The sequence below is a fragment of the Streptomonospora mangrovi genome (assembly GCF_027604915.1).
In the GTDB taxonomy this organism is placed as follows: domain Bacteria; phylum Actinomycetota; class Actinomycetes; order Streptosporangiales; family Streptosporangiaceae; genus Streptomonospora; species Streptomonospora mangrovi.
On the sequence record NZ_JAJAQC010000001.1, the window covers coordinates 122,486 to 139,295 of the forward strand.

Sequence of the window (16,810 nt, forward strand, 5' to 3'; positions counted from 1 at the left end):
GTCCCGTCGCGGCCGCACCTCACCCCCCGGTTCCGCCGGTGGCGCCCGCACCTCCGCGCGCGCCGTCATCGGATGACCCCACCACGCGGCCGCTCCGCCGAGCCGCTGCCCCACCGCACCGCCGCGCCGGGCGCCGTGTGCGGAGGGTGACCGCCGCCCGGTCCGGTGGCGGCCGATCGGCCGGGGCCGGTATAACACCCGGCCGATAACGGACACACCGTTTTCCCGAACCGGTCCCTGGCGTCCGCCACGGCCCTTCCGCTGACCAGAGACGAACACGCCCCACGCGTCCCGGTTTCGGTCGCTCCCTAACCGAACTTACGGCCACCGGACTCTCCCCGCTGGAAGGGCCGCGCGGCCCCGATATCGACCGCAGGCGCCGCGCCACTCGAAAACACCGTCGAAAAATCGCTCTGACCAGCGGTAACACACCGGGGAAAACGCCACCGCAACCCGACCGGAATCGGGTTGTGCGCGGCGTTTGCCCAAATTCCGCCGCGAGCATGACTAGGAGTGAACGCACCGGCTGACCAGCCGCCGCACCGCTCTCGACCCCCGGCCAGGAACGCGAATCGGAGGAACCCCGGACGTGCCCAAGCTCGCGATCTCCCCGACCTTCCTCACCGAGTTCTCCCGCCTCGACCACGGCATCCAGGCCGCCGCTCTCTCCGCCGTGCAGGCGTACACCGCCGGCGAACACGACCGGCTCGAACCCGTCGCCGACGCGTCCGACCCCCGTATCCGCCTGCTGCCCGTCGCGCCCGAGTGGGCGGGCGTCGTCGCGCCCGGCGACCAGGACTCCGACTGGCTCGTCGCCATCCGCCCGCACGACGAGGCGGTGGCCTTCGCCCACGAGATCCCGGCGCCCGCGCCCGTTCCGGCGGTGGAGCTGGTCGAGCCCGACCCGCTGCCCCGGATGCCCCAGGTCACCGGCCCCGACGAACTCGCCGCCGACCTCGGCAAGTCCTTCGCCGACTGGCAGATCACCCTCCACCCCCGCCAGCACCGCATCGTCGACGCCCGCTTCGCCGGATCGGCCCAGATCACCGGCGGTCCCGGCACCGGCAAGACCGTGCTCGCGCTGCACCGCGCCGCCCACCTCGCCAACCGCGACGCCGCGCGCCACCCCGGCGACCACCGGCGCACCGTCCTGCTCACCACATTCAACCGGCTGCTGGCGCACACGCTCTCCCAGCAGCTCGACCGGCTGCTGCCCGACGAGGAGCCGCGCAGCCGGGTGGAGGTCGTCACCATCGACAGCCTGGCGCGCTCCATCGTGCACGAGCACACCGGGCGCAGCCCCGAGACCCTGAGCACCGATACCATCGCCGAGCGCTGGCGCGAGACCGCCCGCGCCGACGGCCTGCCCTACTCCGGGCGCTTCCTCGCCGACGAGTGGGAGCAGGTCATCCTCGCCCAGAACATCACCCGGCTGCCCGACTACATCCGCTGCGAGCGCAGCGGCCGGGTGCTGCACCTGGCGCCCGAGCACCGGGCGCACGTGTGGGAGGCGATCCAGCGCTACACCGGCGCCATGGAGGTCGCCGGCGAGTGGTCCTACCCGCAGGTGGCGCTGGAGGCCGCGCGGATCCTCGCGCGCACCGGCACCCGCTACCGCCACGTCGTCGTGGACGAGGCCCAGGACCTCCACCCGGCGCACTGGCGGATGCTGCGGGCCGCTGTTCCGCACGGCCCCGACGACCTGTTCATCGTGGGCGACCCCCACCAGCGCATCTACGAGAACCGGGTGTCGCTGGCGTCCCTGGGCGTCAACGTCCGGGGCCGCAGCCACCGGCTGCGCGTCAGCTACCGCGTCACCCAGGAGATCCTGAGCTGGGCCATGCCGGTGCTGGGGCGCCACTCCGCGATCGGCATGGACGACAACGCCGACACCCTCGCCGGCTACCGCTCGCTGCTGCACGGCCCCGAGCCGGTGGTGCGCGGCTGCTCCTCGCGGCTGGAGGAGCGCACCGCGCTGGGCGACTGGGTGCGGGTGTGGCTGGAGGCGGGCGCCGCGCCCTCCTCGATCGCGGTGGCCGGGCGCAACCAGTGGATCGTCCGCCACATCACCAAGGAACTCCAGGCGCGCGGGATCCCCACCGCCCCGCTGGACTCCACCGACGACGTCCAGGCGGTGCGGGTGGGCACCATGCACAAGCTCAAGGGCCAGGAGTTCCGCTGCGTGGGCATCGTGGGCATGAGCGAGCCCCTGCTGCCGCCCAAGGCCGCGATCGACTCCGCCGAGGGCGACCCGGTGGCCCTGGAGCAGATCTACCAGCAGGAGCGCAACCTCCTCTTCGTGGCCTGCACCCGCGCCCGCGACGCCCTGTACATCTCCTACGTCGGCACCCCCAGCCGCCTCCTCCCCCACATCGCCGACCCCGAGCACTCGGCCGCCCCCGAGCCCGCCGCACTCCCCGAACCGGCCCACTCCGCCTGACCGAAAGCCATAAAGCCCATAAACCCCATCAGGGCGGGAGCGGCCCCCCGGGCCGCTCCCGCCCCCGGTCATGACATCGGCGGCCGAAGGTCCACACAGGCCCCGTCGCCGCCGACCCGCTCGACATTGTCGGCGAACCACCCCGCGCTCAGCAGCGACGCCCGGCCAGGCCGACACGCCCGCGCGGGCGGCTCCTCCAGTTCGCGCACGAAGGTCTCCACGTCGGGCTGCACCAGCGTCGGAGCGTGGTCGCAGTCGGGATCCAGGGCTGTGGCGATCCACAGGTGCGCCGTCCGCCGGATCGACCAGGTCTGCCCGTAGCGCCGCCGCAGGAGGGCCAGCAGCGGGTCTTCACCTGCACCACGGCCCGGGCGGTCGCCGGGGTCGTGCGCGGCGGTCATCGCCCGATCACCGCCGCCATCCGGAGGACCATCCGCACCAGATGCACCAACCGGTCGACGTCCGTTACGGCCATACGCGGCGCGATCGGAGAAATGTAACCTCGCACCCGATTCGCCCGCCGACGCGGCGGGCGGATAATGTCGTTCACGTCATCAGCTCCTGTTTAGCTGGTGGCCACGCCCCGGGGGTGTTCGCGCACTCGCCGGGGTCTTCGACGTCCACTGTCCTTTTCCCCGCGTATTTATGGAGCTGCCTTCCTGTAGGCCGCTCTGTAGGCCACCATTGGTTTATGGCGGAGACGTTGCCCGCGCTGCTGAAGCGCCAGAGGGCCGAGTTCGGGTGGACGCAGGCACGTTTGGCGGAGGAACTGTGTGCCGCGTCCGGACGACCGACGGTCACGCGCCAGGAGGTGTACCGGTGGGAGTCTGGACGCCGGATCCCCAAGTTCTGGCTGCCGCACCTGGCCACCGTGTTGCAGCTCCCCCGGACCGAACTCGAACGGTCCATCGCCTCTGCCAAGGAGAAGTCGGCCGCACTCGACGACTTCTTTCCCCGTGACAAGGCGCGGCAACGGCAACTGTGCCCTCCGCGCGGTCGCCTTGGCGGCGGTGACGCCGATGACCTCAGCAGCAGGGTGCACGCGCTGCGGTTGGCCGATGACGTGCTTCCTGGAAAGGACCTGATACGGCCCGCGCTGCGGGAGTTGAAAACCGCGGTGCGACGCGCCGAGAACGGCTTTTCGAGCGAAACGGCCGAAAGGTCTTTTCTCGTTCCGTTGGGCGAACTCGCACAGATTGCCGGGTGGATCGCCTCGGACGCCGGGCGGCAGGGGGTAGCCGAACGCGTCTACCGGCTGGGGATCGCGGCCGCGCGTCAGGCCGGTGACGCGACTCTGGCCGCGCAGATCGCCGGGTGCCTCGCCTACCAGTGGAGCAACAACGGACGCGAGTCCGAGGGAGTGGCGCTCGCCGAAGCCGCACTCGCCGAGGCCGGACCGGCGGCGCCGCCCCGGGCGCGGGCGCTCTTCTGGGACCGCGTCGCCTGGGCGCGGACCATGACCGGCGACGCCCAGGGCGCCATGCGCGCGCTCGGCGAGGCCGAGTCAGCCCTGGCCCGGCACCGCGACGAGGACGAACCCGCCTGGCTGTACTGGGTGGACGAGGGCGAACTCCAGATCATGGCGGCCCGCGTCCACACCGAACTCCGCCGCCCCCTGCGGGCGGTGCCGCTGCTCACCGAGGTGCTGGCCCGCTATGACACCACCCACACCCGCGAGCACGCCCTGTACCTGTCCTGGCTGGCCGTGGCCTACGCCGACGCCAACGAACCCGAGCAGGCCGCCGCCGTGGCCCGCCGGATGCTCTCGATGTCGGCGAACCTCGGCAGCCACCGCACGTCCCGACGCGGCCGCGCCGTCCTCGCCGCCCTCCACCCCTTCCGCGACGTCCCCGAGGTCGCCGACGTCTTGGAGGCGGCCCGCACGTAGATAACCGCTCCGGTCTACGCCTCGATGGTTTCCGACAGGTCGCCGATCGAGATTTCCTGGGCCTGGGCCAGGGGCTGGTCGACCTCCAGGTCGGTGACGGTCATGGTGGGCAGGAGCAGGGGCGGGGGGAAGTCGGGGGTGAAGGTCAGGGGGATGCCGAGGATGCTGGCCTTCATGCGGGTGACGTGCATGACGACCTCGCCTGACATCGTCATCTCGGGGATCTCCAGCGACCCGTCGCCGCCGTCGAACGCGAACCACTGGCGGGCGCCGGTGAACTCCGCGACGTCCATCGACAGCTTGAGGTAGCGCACGGTCCCGTTGCGGGAGGGGTACTCCACGACCCCGTCGAAGGACGCGCCCTCCATGTGGAGGCGGTCGGCGCTCAGCCCCGACTCGGCGGTGTGCGCCGGCCACGGCGCCTCATCACCCCTGCTGACCTGGACCTCCGGCGGCTCGTCGGACTCCTGGGCCCGGCGGCACGCCTCCAGCAGCGCGCGGTACTCCTCCTCGGGCATCGCCGCCGCGCCCTCCTGGACGGTGCACTCGGCGGCGGGCTCGGGCCGGTCGCGGTCCTCCTCCCGCTGCGCGTCCTCGTCGGCATCCTCGTCGGTGTCGGCGCCGTCCGCACCGTCCTCGGCCGTGCCGCCGTCGCCGGAGCCCTCCTCGGCTCCGCCGCCCGCGCCGCCGCCGTCCGCGCCGCCTTCATCGCCGCCGCCGGGCGGGTCCGACGGGGTGGCGCCGGACTCGCTGGGCGAGGGCGAGGGGGACGGGTCGGAGGTCTCGCCGCCGCCTCCGCCGAACCAGTCGTCCCAGGGCCAGGTGATCGCGGCCGGTCCCGGCACGGCCAGGGCGAGGGCCAGGACGGCCGCCGACAGCGCGTGCAGACTGCCGGGCGGTTCGGCAGCACGGGGCTCGACGGGCGCCGCCCCCCGAGTGTCGATGCGCGTGGTGGGCGACTCCCCACGAGGCTCGAAGCGCGTGGGGGGCGGCTCCTCCCCGCGTGCGTCGGCTTCCGCTTTCCTCGGCGCCTCCGGCGCCGCTCCCGGGGCCTCCTCGTCGGCCGGCCCCGGCGCCTCGCCGGTCGCCCGCTCGGTCCCTACCTCCGGCTCCTCCCGCGCGGCCGCCCGCCGGGCGGCCTTCCGGCGCGCGGGGCGGTCGGGCACCCAGGCGATGGTCAGCGCGCCGCCGACCAGGCCGAACAGCATCCCGAACACGAAACCGCCGAAGTTGGAGGTCACGAACGACACCAGCGCGAGCAGGATCGCCACGATGCCGTAGAAGAACCGCTGCGGCGGCTGGAGCCACACCAGGACCCCGATGGCCATCAGCAGCACCCCGGCGAAGTACCCCGACACCCCGGCGATGCCCTGCTGGATGATCAGCTCCAGCGGGTTGAGGACGGGGGCGGCGATGATGACCACCCCGGAGAGCACGGTGAGCAGCCCGCCCCAGAAGGGCCGGCTCCCGCGCCAGCGGCCAAACGCCGCCCGCGTGCCGCCCCGAGGGCGGGGTGCGCCGCGCGTGCCCCGCGCCCGCCGGGCGCCGAAGGGGCGGTCCACTCCGTGCGAACCGTTGGCTGCCATGGGATCAGTAGCACTCGTGGTCGCCGGGCTCCACGCTCAGGCGCAGCCCGGTGAGACTGAACGTTCCGGCGTTGACCGACCACGCCGTCTGCCGCAGCCCGTCGATGGTGATGGTGTCGGCCTGCTGGCCGAACCCGCCGACCTCGCCGGTCTGGCCGCTGGCGTTCTCCAGGGTGGAGGCGTCGCGCCCGATCTCGAAGTTGGTGAAGTGGGCGTCGCCGGAGAGCTGCTCGACGTCGATCACCATGTTCTCGGCGCTGGCGGGTTCGTCGCCCTGCCCCGCCTTGACCAGCAGGGTGACCTTGCCGACCGGGGTGTCCATCAGCACCGACTGGCACAGGTTCTCCAGCTCGACCTCGTCGATCACCGACACCCCGACCGGGTGCTCGGAGCCGTCGCCCGAGGTGGCGATGTCGCCGTACTGGGTGAATCCCGTGCCGCGCAACTGGTCGGCCGAAACCTTGAAGCTCTGCCCCGACACCGCGAACGACGCGGCGATCGACCCCTGCGCCGTCATGGCGACGAGGATCCCCGCCGCGCCGAGGGCCGGGATGAGGGCCAGCCCGAACCGCTTCCAGCGGGTGCCGCCCGACGCGGGGGCGGCCTCGGCCGGCGTCTCCTCTTCCTCTGCCATGGATTCCTCCTCATACCGGGCATCCGCCGGACGCCGCGATGGGGGTGTGGGAGTGTGGGGAGTGTGAGATCGGCACTGCTCGGTGTTAAGCGGGTCACCTTACCCGCTGGTAGGTGAGGAACATTACAATAGCCGATGTCACATTTCCAAGTGCTTGACCGAACCCCCGTCGAGTGCTGGGAGTGCTGACTTCAGGCGCGAGTCCCCAGCCGAAGCAGCACAGGAAGGCGAGGCCGTGGCAACGGAGAACGCATCAGCGCAGTCCCGACCGGCTCAGCACCGCTCCGCGGACCAGGCGGACCACAACTACCACGACCAGGAGCGCCCCGCCCGGGATTCGGCCGGATCCCCGCCCGGCGCGCCCGACTACGACGTGGTCGTCATCGGCTCGGGCTTCGGCGGCGCCGTGAGCGCGCTGCGCCTGACGGAGAAGGGCTACCGGGTCGGCGTGCTGGAGGCCGGCCGCCGCTTCACCCCCGAGACCCTGCCCGAGACCTCCTGGGACCTGCGCAACTTCCTGTGGGCGCCCGCGCTGGGCATGTTCGGCCTCCAGCGCATCCACCTGCTGCGCGACGTGATGATCCTGGCGGGCGCGGGCGTGGGCGGCGGCTCGCTCAACTACGCCAACACGCTCTACACCCCGCTGGACGACTTCTACACCGACCCCCAGTGGCGCGACATCACCGACTGGCGCAGCGAACTCGCCCCCTACTACGACCAGGCCCAGCGCATGCTCGGCGCCCGCACCAACCCCACCATGACCCCCGCCGACGTGCACCTGAAGAAGGTCGCCGAGGACATGGGCGTGGGCGACACCTTCCGGCTGGCCCCCGTGGGCGTGTACTTCGGCGACGGCGAGGACGCCGACGGCTCCTGCCGCGCCGAGCCCGGGGAGTCGGCCGGCGATCCCTACTTCGGCGGCGCCGGCCCCGCGCGCCGCGCCTGCGTGCAGTGCGGCAACTGCATGACGGGCTGCCGCCACGGCGCCAAGAACGCGCTGACCGAGAACTACCTGTACTTCGCCGAGCGCGGCGGCGCGGTCATCCACCCCATGACCACCGCCGAGCGCCTGCGCGAACTCCCCGGCGGGCGCGGCTACGCGGTCGACACCCTGGCCACCGGGGCCCGGCGCACCCGCGCCAACGCCCGCACCTTCACCGCCCGCCAGGTGGTGGTGGCCGCCGGCACCTACGGCACCCAGACCCTGCTGCACCGCATGCGCGACTCCGGCCTGCTGCCGCGCATCTCCGCGCGGCTGGGGTCGCTGACCCGCACCAACTCCGAATCGCTGGCCGGCGCCATGACCCGGCACATCGACCCGCCCGAGGACTTCTCGCGGGGCGTGGCGATCACCTCGTCCATGCACCCCGACCCCCACACCCACGTCGAGCCGGTCCGCTACGGCAAGGGCTCCAACGCCATGGGCCTGCTGGCCACCATCCAGGTGCCCGGCGGCGGCCGGATCCCGCGCTGGCTGCGCTTCCTCCTGCTGGCCGCGCGCCACCCCTACGTCTTCACCCGCAGCATGTCGGTGCGCCGGTTCTCCGAGCGCACCATCATCGGCCTGGTCATGCAGTCGCTGGACAACTCCCTGACCACCTACACCCGGCGCGGCCTGCTGGGGCGGCGCGTGCTGACCTCCCGGCAGGGCCACGGCCAGCCCAACCCGAGCTGGATCCCGCAGGGCCAGGAGGTCATGACCCGCCTGGCCGCCGAGATCGACGGCTTCCCCGGGGGCACGGTCGGCGACATCTTCAACGTCCCGCTGACCGCGCACTTCCTGGGCGGCTGCCCCATCGGCGACTCCCCCGAGACCGGCGTGATCGACCCCTACCACCGGCTCTACGGCCACCCCGGCGTGCACGTGGTCGACGGCTCGGCCGTCAGCGCCAACCTCGGCGTCAACCCGTCGCTGACCATCACCGCCCAGGCCGAGCGGGCGATGTCGTTCTGGCCCAACAAGGGCGAGCCCGACCCGCGCCCCGCGCCGGGGGCGGCCTATGAGCGCGTGCGGCCGGTGCACCCCCGCTCCCCCGCCGTGCCGGCCGGCGCGCCCGCCGAACTGCGCTTCACCCGGCCGCTGCCGGTGACGGTGGTGCGCGGCGGGTCCGACCCCTCCGACACCGCCGACGCGGCGGGCGCGGCGGGCGCCCCCGCCTGATCCCGGCCGCCCGCGCGCGGGCGGCACCGCGGCGAGGCGGGCGCGGCCGGGGCGACTGGCCGCGCCCGTAGCGGGCACACACAGGAAGACCCCCGGCCCCCGACCCGCCAGGAGCCGCCCCGTGATCCCCCTGCGGCAGGCCGCCGACCACACCCGCACCGTGCGCACCCCCGACGGCGCCGAACTCCGCGTCCACCTGCGCGGCCCCGCCGACGCCCCGGTCACCGTGGCGCTGGCCCACGACTGGGCCCTGACCTCCGACATCTGGCGCCCGATCCTGGCCCCTCTGGTCGCCGACCCCGACCGCCCGGTGCGGGTGGTCCGGTTCGACCAGCGCGGCCACGGCGGCTCCACCCTGGGCACCCGCCCCTTCAGCGCGGCGGTGCTGGGCGACGACCTGCTGCGCGTGCTGGCGGACTGCGCACCGCACGGCCCGGTCGTGCTGGGCGGGCACTCCATGGGCGGCCGGGCGGTGATGGCGCTGGCCGCGGCCCGCCCGGCGTTCGTGGGGGCGCGCGTGGCCGGGGTGCTGCTGGCGGCCACCGCCGCCGGGCGGCTCGATCCCGCCGACCCCGGCCTGCCGCCGCTGCGCCGCGCGGCCGGCGCCCTGCGGCGGGCGGCGGCGCGCGGGCTGGCGCGCGCCCCGGGCGCGGTGGACCGGCTGCGGGCGCTGCTGCCGCCGCACTCGGGCGCCTACCGCGCGGCGGTGCGGCGGGCCGCCTTCGGCTCCCGCGCCGACCCGGTGCTGGTGCGCGAGTGCGCCGAACTCCTGCACAGCACGCCCACGCGCGTGGCGGTGGGGTTCTACGAGCCGCTGGTGCGCCACGACCTGTCGGGCCGGCTCGGCGCGCTGCGCGCGGTGCCGGTGCGGATCCTGGCGGGCGGGCGCGACCGCCTGGTGCCGCTGCGCCACACCCGCGCGCTGGCGCGGGCGCTGCCGCAGGCGGCGGTGGCGGTGCTGCCCGACTGCGGGCACATGCTGCCGCTGGAGGCGCCTGAGGCGGTGGGCGCCCACCTGGCGGCGCTGGTGGAGGAGGCCGCGACGGCGGCCTGACCGGGGGCCGGGCCGGGAGCCGACCCGGCGCGGCCGGCGGACGCGCGTCCGGGCACGCGGGCCGACCGCATGCCGCCGGCGGGCGTCAGCCGGTGGAGGGCGCGCCCTGCCCGGCCGGCTGGTCCACGGCGTGCCGGTGCTCGTTGATGTGCTCCAGCACCTCGGCGAAGTGCTCGGCCAGGACCTCGTGCAGGTGGCGCGACATGGAGTTGGCGAGCATGGCGTCCACGGCGGTCTGGGCCAGCGGCCGCAGCCGCCGCACCAGCGAGGCGGTCTCGGCGATCTCCTCGCCCTTGAGCATGCCCTCGGGGGCGTGCTGGGCGAGGATGTGGTCGGCGACGGTGCGCACCAGCTCCTCGGCCAGGGTGTCGACACGCTCCTTGAGCCGCTCGGAGATGTCGAGCACGGTGCTCAGCCGCATGCCGGCGGCCACGAGCTCGGCCCCGGCGTTGAGCAGCCGGGGGCTGGGCACCCGGAAGCGCAGCCCTTCGCGTTCGAGCAGGCCCAGGCGCAGCGTGCGGGTGAGGTTGGGCGCGGTGACCTGCCCGGGGAACATCCGGCGCAGCTCGGCCATGGTGACGTAGCCGGGGATCTCGTCGGTCCAGGGGTCGCCGATGGCGGACTCGAAGCCGAGGATGTCGTTGAGGTCGCCGCCGCGCTCCCACACGCTGACCAGCTCGCCGATGTTGGCGAAGGTGTAGCCGCGCTTGAGCAGTTGGCCGATGAGCCGCAGGCGCGCCAGGTGCGCCTCGGTGTAGATACCGACGCGGCCCTCGCGGCGCGGCGGGGACAGCAGCCCCCGGTCCTGGTAGACGCGGACGTTGCGGACGGTGGTCTCCGCCAGCCGCGCCAACTCGTCAATGCGGTATTCGGCCATGGTTCCAGCCTAGGGAGTCCCGCGCGCCGCGCGCCTCCGGTCCGCCGCCCCAACCATCCCCTCTTGCATCGTGACAATGGTCATTGTAATGTTTCGCCACACACGGTGTGGAGGAGATCACACTCGCCCCCCGAGCGGGCCGCGGCCCACCCCCTCCGGGCCGCGGCCCGCCGCCGGCGGACAAGGAGGACCGGCGTGACCCCCAAAACGCAGACCCGCACCACCGACCGCGAGGACATCGCCAAACGCCTGCTGCGCTCCTCGGCCAAGGCGTCCTACGACCCCCTGGTCGAGATCGACTGGGACGCCCCGGTCGACCGCGACCGCTACGCCATCCGCCCCGAGCGGATCAGCCTCTACGGCACCGAGCTGTGGGACCGGCTCACCGAGGACCAGCGCCGGGAGCTGAGCCGCCAGGAGATCGCCAGCGTCGCCAGCATCGGGATCTGGTTCGAGACGATCCTGATGCAGATGCTCGTGCGCCACGCCTACGACCGCGACCCCACCACCAACCACGTCCAGTACGCCTACACCGAGATCGCCGACGAGTGCCGCCACTCCGTCATGTTCGCCAGGATGCTCGGCAAGCTGGACGCCCCCTTCTACCGCCTCGACCCCGTGGCGCAGTTCCTCGGCCGGGTCTTCAAGACCCTGTCCAACGGCCCGCTCACCTTCAGCGGCGCGCTCTTCGTGGAGGAGATCCTCGACCAGCTCCAGCGCGAGATCATGGTGGACGAGGAACTGGAGCCGCTGACCAGGGCGGTCTCGCGCATCCACGTCGTGGAGGAGGCCCGCCACATGCGCTACGCCCGCGAGGAGTTCGCCCGCGACTGGCACCGGCGCCACCCCCTCATCCAGCACTACAGCCGGTTCGTGCTGGGGCTGGTCGTCTACTACGCCACCACCCGGCTGATCAACCCCAAGGTCTACGCCCGCGTCGGCCTGGACCCGCGCGAGGCGCGCAGGGCCGCCCGGCGCAACCCGCACTGGATCGACACCAAGACCTGGGCCGCCCGCAAGGTCGTGGCGACCCTCAGCGCGGCCGGCGCGATCTCGGGACCGGGCCGCCACCTGTGGCGCAAGGCGGGGCTGCTGGGCCGACCCGGCGCGCCCGCCGAAACCGCCGCCCCCAACGCCGGCCCGGGGACTCAACGCGCCTGATCCCCGGGCCGGCCCCGCACCCGGCCCACCGCGCCCACCGCTGGAAAGGACGCCTCGCGTGCGCGACGACCAGGAGACCCCGACCACCCCCGTCCACCACCGGGTGGCCATCATCGGCACCGGGTTCGCCGGAATCGGGATGGCGGTCCGCCTCAAGCGGGCCGGACTGCACGACCTCGTGCTGCTGGAGCGCGCCCACGAGGTCGGCGGCACCTGGCGCGACAACACCTACCCCGGCGCCGCCTGCGACGTGCCCTCCCACCTGTACTCCTTCTCCTTCGCGCCCAACCCCGACTGGTCGCGCAGCTTCTCGCCGCAGCCCGAGATCTGGGACTACCTGCGCCGGGTCGCCAAGGACCACGACGTGGTGCGGCACGTGCGCTTCGGCCACGACGTCACCGACGCCCAGTGGGAGCCCGCCGCCAACCGGTGGCGCATCACCACCACCGGCGGCGTGTTCACGGCGCAGTTCCTCATCAGCGGGTGCGGGCCGCTGGCCGACCCCGCGATCCCCGACATCCCCGGTCTGGAGTCCTTCCAGGGCACGGTGTTCCACTCGGCCGCCTGGAGGCACGACCACGACCTCACCGGCCGCCGGGTGGCCGTGGTGGGCACGGGCGCCTCGGCCGTGCAGTTCGTGCCCGAGATCCAGCCGGTGGTGGGCGAACTGAAGCTGTTCCAGCGCACCCCGCCCTGGGTGCTGCCCCGCCACGACCGCGACATCACCCGGCCCGAGACCTGGGTCTACCGCAACGTCCCTCTGGCCCAGCGCGCCGCGCGGACGGCGATCTACTGGGGGCGGGAGAGCTACGTCCTGGGGTTCGTGCACAACCCCCGGCTGATGAAGGCGGTGGAGGGGCTCGCGCGGTTCAACCTGCGGCGCGGGGTGCGCGACCCCGGACTGCGCGCCAAGCTGCTGCCCGACTACACCATCGGCTGCAAGCGGATGCTGCTGTCCAACGACTACTATCCGGCGCTGGACCGGCCCAACGTCGACGTGGTCACCGAGGGCATCGCCGAGTTCCAGCCCGACGCGGTCGTCACCCGCGACGGCGTCCGCCACGAGGTCGACACCGTCATCTTCGGCACCGGGTTCCACGTGACCGACAGCCCCATCGCCCAGCGGCTGCGCGACGCCGAGGGCGTGGCGCTGGCCGACCGGTGGGGCGACAACATGACGGCGCTGCGCGGCACCACCGTGGCGGGCTACCCCAACCTGTTCATGCTGGCCGGACCCAACACCGGGCTGGGCCACACCTCGCAGGTGTTCATGATCGAGGCGCAGATCGCCTACACCATGGCCGCGCTGCGCCACGCCGCCCGCAACCGGATCGACCGCGTCGAGCCGCGCGCCGACGCCCAGGCCGACTACACCGCCTGGGTGCATCGCAAGATGCGCGGCACGGTGTGGGTGTCGGGCGGCTGCGACAGTTGGTACCTCAACGACAAGGGCCGCAACACCACCCTGTGGCCCGGGTTCACCTGGGAGTACGCCCTGCGCACCCGGCGGTTCGACCCGCAGCGCTACCACCTGCGGCCCGAGGTCCCGCCGGCCGGCCTGCCCCCCGCGGCCCAGAGCGGCACGGGCGGGCGGTGGGCCGGCGGTGCGGGCGCGCCGCCGGGCGAGGGGCGGACAGGCGAAGGGCACACGCGGCAGAAGGAGGCGGTGCGATGAGCGGCATGGGCGACGACGAGGAGGAGTACCACGGCCCCGCCGAACTCGACTTTGGCGACTCGGCCGCGACCGTCGAGGCGCACGTGGCCGGGCACTTCGACCCGCTGGTGGGCGCCTACCGCTGGGTGGGCCGGGTGTCGGCCTCGCCCCGCGTGGCCGAGGCGGTCGCGGCCGGCGCCACGGCGGTGCTGGTGCGCACGCCCGAGGGCCACGAGGGGCGCGGCACGCTGTCGGGCCCCGACGTGTGGGGCGGCTACCGGGTGGAGGGCACCGGCGCCCCGCCCTTCGCCGTGCCGGAGGTCGACCCCGCGCGGGACTGACCCGGCGGCGGGCACCGAAGGCGCGCACTCGCCGGCCGCCGGGGGCCGGCCGGGTACACCGGGCATCCCGGGCGGCTCAGGCCGCCCCGACCAGGCGTTCCGGGGGAGGTCGCACAAGCGAAGGGGACCGGCCACTCCCCCGGTGCGGACCGCGTGCCCCGCTCTCAGCCGGAGGGCGGGGCACCGCGGCGTTCCCGGTGTCGGTGCGCCGCCCGCTTGCCCTCCCCTGCGCGCTTGCCCGTCCGGTCAGGCCGGGCGCGCCCCGCCCCACGCCGCGCCCTGGGGCGCGCGGTGGGCCGGGGGCAGCACGTGCTCGGAGACCTCGGAGTGCACCTGCTGGAGCCGGGCGCGGGCCGCGCGGCGCAGCCGGGCCAGGCACTCGACGGCGGCCGCGGAGTCCCCGACCAGGCCGCCCTTGACCACGGCGGGCACACCGTCCAGCGGCCCGCCGCTGAGGGCGCCGTGCACCGCCAGCGGCAGCACCTCGCCGGCGACCTCGAAGGCGTGCACGTCCAGGGCCTCCAGCACGCTGGCCGCGACGTCGCCGCCGGTGAGGTAGACCCCGCTGGGCAGGGCGTGGCTGCCGGCCTCGTCGCCCACGGCCGCCACCACCTCGGCCACCAGGTCGGCCAGCCGGCCGGGCAGCGCGCGGGCCGCCACCGGGGAGTCGCCGGCGGGCGCCAGCGCCCGCAGCACCACGACCTCGGGGAACACCGCCGAGGTGAGCTGGTCGGCGAGGCGGCGGCAGACCTCGTCGGCGTGGTCGCCGGCGCCGCCCAGCCGCTCGGGGTCGACGTCCACGAACCGGGCCGGGCCGGTGCGCGCCAGCGCCGCGAACTGCTCGCGGGTGAGGTCGGTGGTGCTGCCGGCCACCGCCAGCAGCGGGCCGGGCGCCCGCGCCTGGCCGCGCAGCCGCAGCGCGTAGGCCAGCAGCGCGCCGCCGGGGCCGGGGTCGGCGGCCACCCACACGGTGCCGTCGGTGCGGTGCACCTCGGCGGCCGCGCCCGCCAGGTCCTCGATCCGGCGCTCGTCGGCGGCGTCGCACAGCAGCACCGGTTCGTCGCCGGCCCGCAGGTCGGCGGCGAGCATGTCCTGGGTGACCTGCCGGTCGGGCACCCGGCGCACCGCCAGGTCGGTCTGGCGGGCCAGGATCGCGGCGACGTCGCCGGTGTCCATGGGCCAGAACGGGTCGCGGGCGAGTTCGGTGGCCTCCAGCGGGCGGCCGTCGAGCAGTTGCACGCCCTCGACCGTGGTCCGGCCCGAGGCGGGGAAGGCCGGCACCAGCAGCGCGCGCACGGGCACCTGGGCGGGCACGCGCTCGCGCACCGCGTGCCAGGCGGCCTCCAGTTCGGCGCCGACGTTGCCGCGCAGGGTGCTGTCGGTCCGCTTGACGACCAGGCCCACCGGCCAGAGGGCCTCCACGACGTCGGTGACCAGGTCGGCCGCCTGCTCGGCCGAGGCGTGCCGGGTGTCGAGGTTGGCCACGACCACGTCGTACTCCTCGGCCACCGCCGCGACGTGCTCGGGGGTCACGGTGGCCACGCGCATGCCCGAGCGCGCGAACCGCGCGCCGGTGGCGTTGGCGCCGGTGAGGTCGTCGGCGACGACGAGAACCTGGGCCACTGCTTCCTCCCTGTCGTGCGGCGGCGCCGGCGGCGGCGCGGGCCGCGCCGAGCGGCCTGACCCCTATGACTCTCTCATCCCCGCCGGGTGCGCAGCGCCGTCCCGGCCAGGGCCGCCGCAGCGCACAGCGCCCCGACGTAGCCGACCACCCCGCCCCAGCCGAGGTGGTCGTAGGCCACGCCGCCGAGCCAGCCGAAGGCGCTGGAGCCGAGGTAGTAGGCGAGGGTGTAGAGGGCGGCGGCCTGGGCGCGGGCGGTGGTGGCGCGCTGGCCCACCCAGGCCGAGGCGGTGGCGTGGGCCGAGAAGAACGCGAAGGTGAACAGCAGCAGCGCGGCGATCACGGCGGCCAGCGCGGGCAGCAGCAGGGCGGCGGCGGCCAGGGCCATGGCACCGACCCCGGCCAGCAGCACGGCGTGCCGGCCGGCGCGCTCCACCACCCGGCCGACGAACGCGGAGCTGGCGGTGCCGGCGAGGTAGGCGGTGAACAGCAGCGCGACGGGCGCCGGCGGGAGGTCGAAGGGCGGGCCGGTCATGCGGAAGCCCAGGTAGTTGTAGACGCTGACGAACGCGCCCATGAGGAACAGGCCCTGGGCGTAGAGGGCGAGCAGCCCGGGGTCGGCGACCGCCGAGCGGACCCGCGCCACCAGGCCGGGGCCGCTCCCGCTGCGCCGCTTGGGGGTGAACCCCCGGCTGCGGGGCACGGTGACCGCGAAGACGGCGAGCGCGGCCAGGGTGAGCAGCGATCCGGCGCCCACGCCCCAGCGCCACCCGCCGAGCCCGGCGGCGGCGCCGGCCACCAGCCGCCCGCTCATGCCGCCCACGGTGGTGCCGGCGATGTAGATCCCGGCGGCGCGCGAGACGTGGGCGCGGTGCACCTCCTCGGCGAGGTAGGCCATGGCCACGGCGGGCACCCCGCCCAGGGCGGCGCCCTGGAGGCCGCGCAGGAGCAGCAGCGAGGCCATGCCGGGGGCGAACGGCGCGGCCAGGCCCAGGGCGGTGGACAGGGTGAGGGACACCGCCATCACGCGGACGCGCCCGAACCGGTCGGCGATCCCGCTCCAGACCAGGACGAACGCGGCCAGGCCGCCGGTGGCGAAGGACACCGTGAGCGCCACCTGGGAGGCGGAGGCGGAGAAGTCGCCGGCCAGGCCCGGCAGGACCGCCTGCACGGCGTAGAGCTGGGCGAAGGTGGCGATGCCGGCGGCTGTCATGGCGGCGGTGATCCGCCGGTAGGCGGGGGTGCCCGCCCGGTGGCCCTCGAATCCGCCGCTCCCGGCCGTCCTGTCGTCCACCCCTCCGACGGTAGACAGGTGATCCGCCGCACAGGGCACCCGGGGGTGGCTCCGGCGTGGCGCCGGGGGGATCGGGGCGCTGGTGGCGGGGGTGCCGGG

General features: G+C 74.6%; 14 protein-coding genes and 1 pseudogene. 8 read left to right on the plus strand and 7 right to left on the minus strand.

Annotated elements, in window-relative coordinates:
- The first annotated feature begins 589 nt into the window (after positions 1 to 589).
- Positions 590 to 2,440, plus strand: a complete 1,851-nt coding sequence (locus LG943_RS00530; RefSeq protein WP_270070118.1) for a UvrD-helicase domain-containing protein — start codon at positions 590 to 592, stop codon at positions 2,438 to 2,440.
- Between the two features lie 68 nt (positions 2,441 to 2,508).
- Here the strand turns inward: LG943_RS00530 and LG943_RS00535 are convergent, their stop codons facing one another.
- Both LG943_RS00535 and LG943_RS00540 read right to left on the minus strand, forming a co-directional pair.
- Positions 2,509 to 2,841, minus strand: a complete 333-nt coding sequence (locus tag LG943_RS00535) for a hypothetical protein (RefSeq protein ID WP_270070119.1) — start codon at positions 2,839 to 2,841, stop codon at positions 2,509 to 2,511.
- Positions 2,838 to 2,990, minus strand: coding sequence for a hypothetical protein (locus tag LG943_RS00540; RefSeq protein WP_270070120.1), 153 nt, complete (start codon positions 2,988 to 2,990; stop codon positions 2,838 to 2,840). Before LG943_RS00540 ends, LG943_RS00535 begins: the two co-directional genes overlap by 4 nt.
- A 141-nt stretch (positions 2,991 to 3,131) precedes the next feature.
- On the opposite strand from LG943_RS00540, the pseudogene LG943_RS00545 reads away from it, so the two are divergent.
- Positions 3,132 to 3,329 (plus strand): annotated as a pseudogene (locus LG943_RS00545) (helix-turn-helix transcriptional regulator); the annotation flags it as partial.
- A 288-nt stretch (positions 3,330 to 3,617) separates the two neighbouring features.
- On the plus strand, positions 3,618 to 4,328 hold the full coding sequence (locus LG943_RS00550) for a hypothetical protein (protein ID WP_270070186.1): 711 nt from the start codon (positions 3,618 to 3,620) through the stop codon (positions 4,326 to 4,328).
- Between the two features lie 14 nt (positions 4,329 to 4,342).
- Here the strand turns inward: LG943_RS00550 and LG943_RS00555 are convergent, their stop codons facing one another.
- Both LG943_RS00555 and LG943_RS00560 read right to left on the minus strand, forming a co-directional pair.
- The gene (locus LG943_RS00555; RefSeq protein ID WP_270070121.1) at positions 4,343 to 5,914 is read right to left on the minus strand and encodes a DUF6114 domain-containing protein; all 1,572 of its coding nucleotides are present in this window, start codon (positions 5,912 to 5,914) and stop codon (positions 4,343 to 4,345) included.
- Between the two features lie 4 nt (positions 5,915 to 5,918).
- Positions 5,919 to 6,548 (minus strand): DUF6230 family protein, encoded by a 630-nt coding sequence (locus LG943_RS00560; RefSeq protein ID WP_270070122.1) that lies wholly within the window; start codon positions 6,546 to 6,548, stop codon positions 5,919 to 5,921.
- Positions 6,549 to 6,921: 373 nt separating this feature from the next.
- Between LG943_RS00560 and LG943_RS00565 the strand changes: the two genes are divergently transcribed.
- Together LG943_RS00565 and LG943_RS00570 are read left to right on the plus strand one after the other, a co-directional pair.
- Entirely contained in the window at positions 6,922 to 8,709 is a 1,788-nt protein-coding gene (locus LG943_RS00565) for a GMC oxidoreductase (protein WP_270070187.1), read from the plus strand.
- A gap of 121 nt (positions 8,710 to 8,830) precedes the next feature.
- Entirely contained in the window at positions 8,831 to 9,763 is a 933-nt protein-coding gene (locus tag LG943_RS00570) for an alpha/beta fold hydrolase (RefSeq protein ID WP_270070123.1), read from the plus strand.
- A gap of 85 nt (positions 9,764 to 9,848) precedes the next feature.
- Here LG943_RS00570 and LG943_RS00575 read toward each other — a convergent pair whose 3' ends face one another.
- Complete coding sequence (locus LG943_RS00575; RefSeq protein ID WP_270070124.1) at positions 9,849 to 10,640, minus strand: MerR family transcriptional regulator; 792 nt, start codon at positions 10,638 to 10,640, stop codon at positions 9,849 to 9,851.
- Positions 10,641 to 10,835: 195 nt separating this feature from the next.
- Between LG943_RS00575 and LG943_RS00580 the strand changes: the two genes are divergently transcribed.
- From LG943_RS00580 to LG943_RS00590, 3 genes are all read left to right on the plus strand, one after another.
- Positions 10,836 to 11,801 (plus strand): AurF N-oxygenase family protein, encoded by a 966-nt coding sequence (locus LG943_RS00580; protein WP_270070125.1) that lies wholly within the window; start codon positions 10,836 to 10,838, stop codon positions 11,799 to 11,801.
- Positions 11,802 to 11,940: 139 nt separating this feature from the next.
- Positions 11,941 to 13,476: a flavin-containing monooxygenase gene (locus LG943_RS00585; protein WP_270070188.1), complete on the plus strand. Its 1,536-nt coding sequence runs from the start codon at positions 11,941 to 11,943 to the stop codon at positions 13,474 to 13,476.
- Positions 13,473 to 13,796, plus strand: a complete 324-nt coding sequence (locus tag LG943_RS00590) for a DUF4873 domain-containing protein (protein WP_270070126.1) — start codon at positions 13,473 to 13,475, stop codon at positions 13,794 to 13,796. The genes LG943_RS00585 and LG943_RS00590 overlap by 4 nt, the downstream gene beginning before the upstream one ends.
- 246 nt (positions 13,797 to 14,042) lie before the next feature.
- Here the strand turns inward: LG943_RS00590 and LG943_RS00595 are convergent, their stop codons facing one another.
- Both LG943_RS00595 and LG943_RS00600 read right to left on the minus strand, forming a co-directional pair.
- On the minus strand, positions 14,043 to 15,419 hold the full coding sequence (locus tag LG943_RS00595) for a four-carbon acid sugar kinase family protein (protein WP_270070127.1): 1,377 nt from the start codon (positions 15,417 to 15,419) through the stop codon (positions 14,043 to 14,045).
- 74 nt (positions 15,420 to 15,493) lie between these two features.
- Positions 15,494 to 16,711: an MFS transporter gene (locus tag LG943_RS00600; protein WP_270070128.1), complete on the minus strand. Its 1,218-nt coding sequence runs from the start codon at positions 16,709 to 16,711 to the stop codon at positions 15,494 to 15,496.
- Positions 16,712 to 16,810 lie beyond the last annotated feature (99 nt).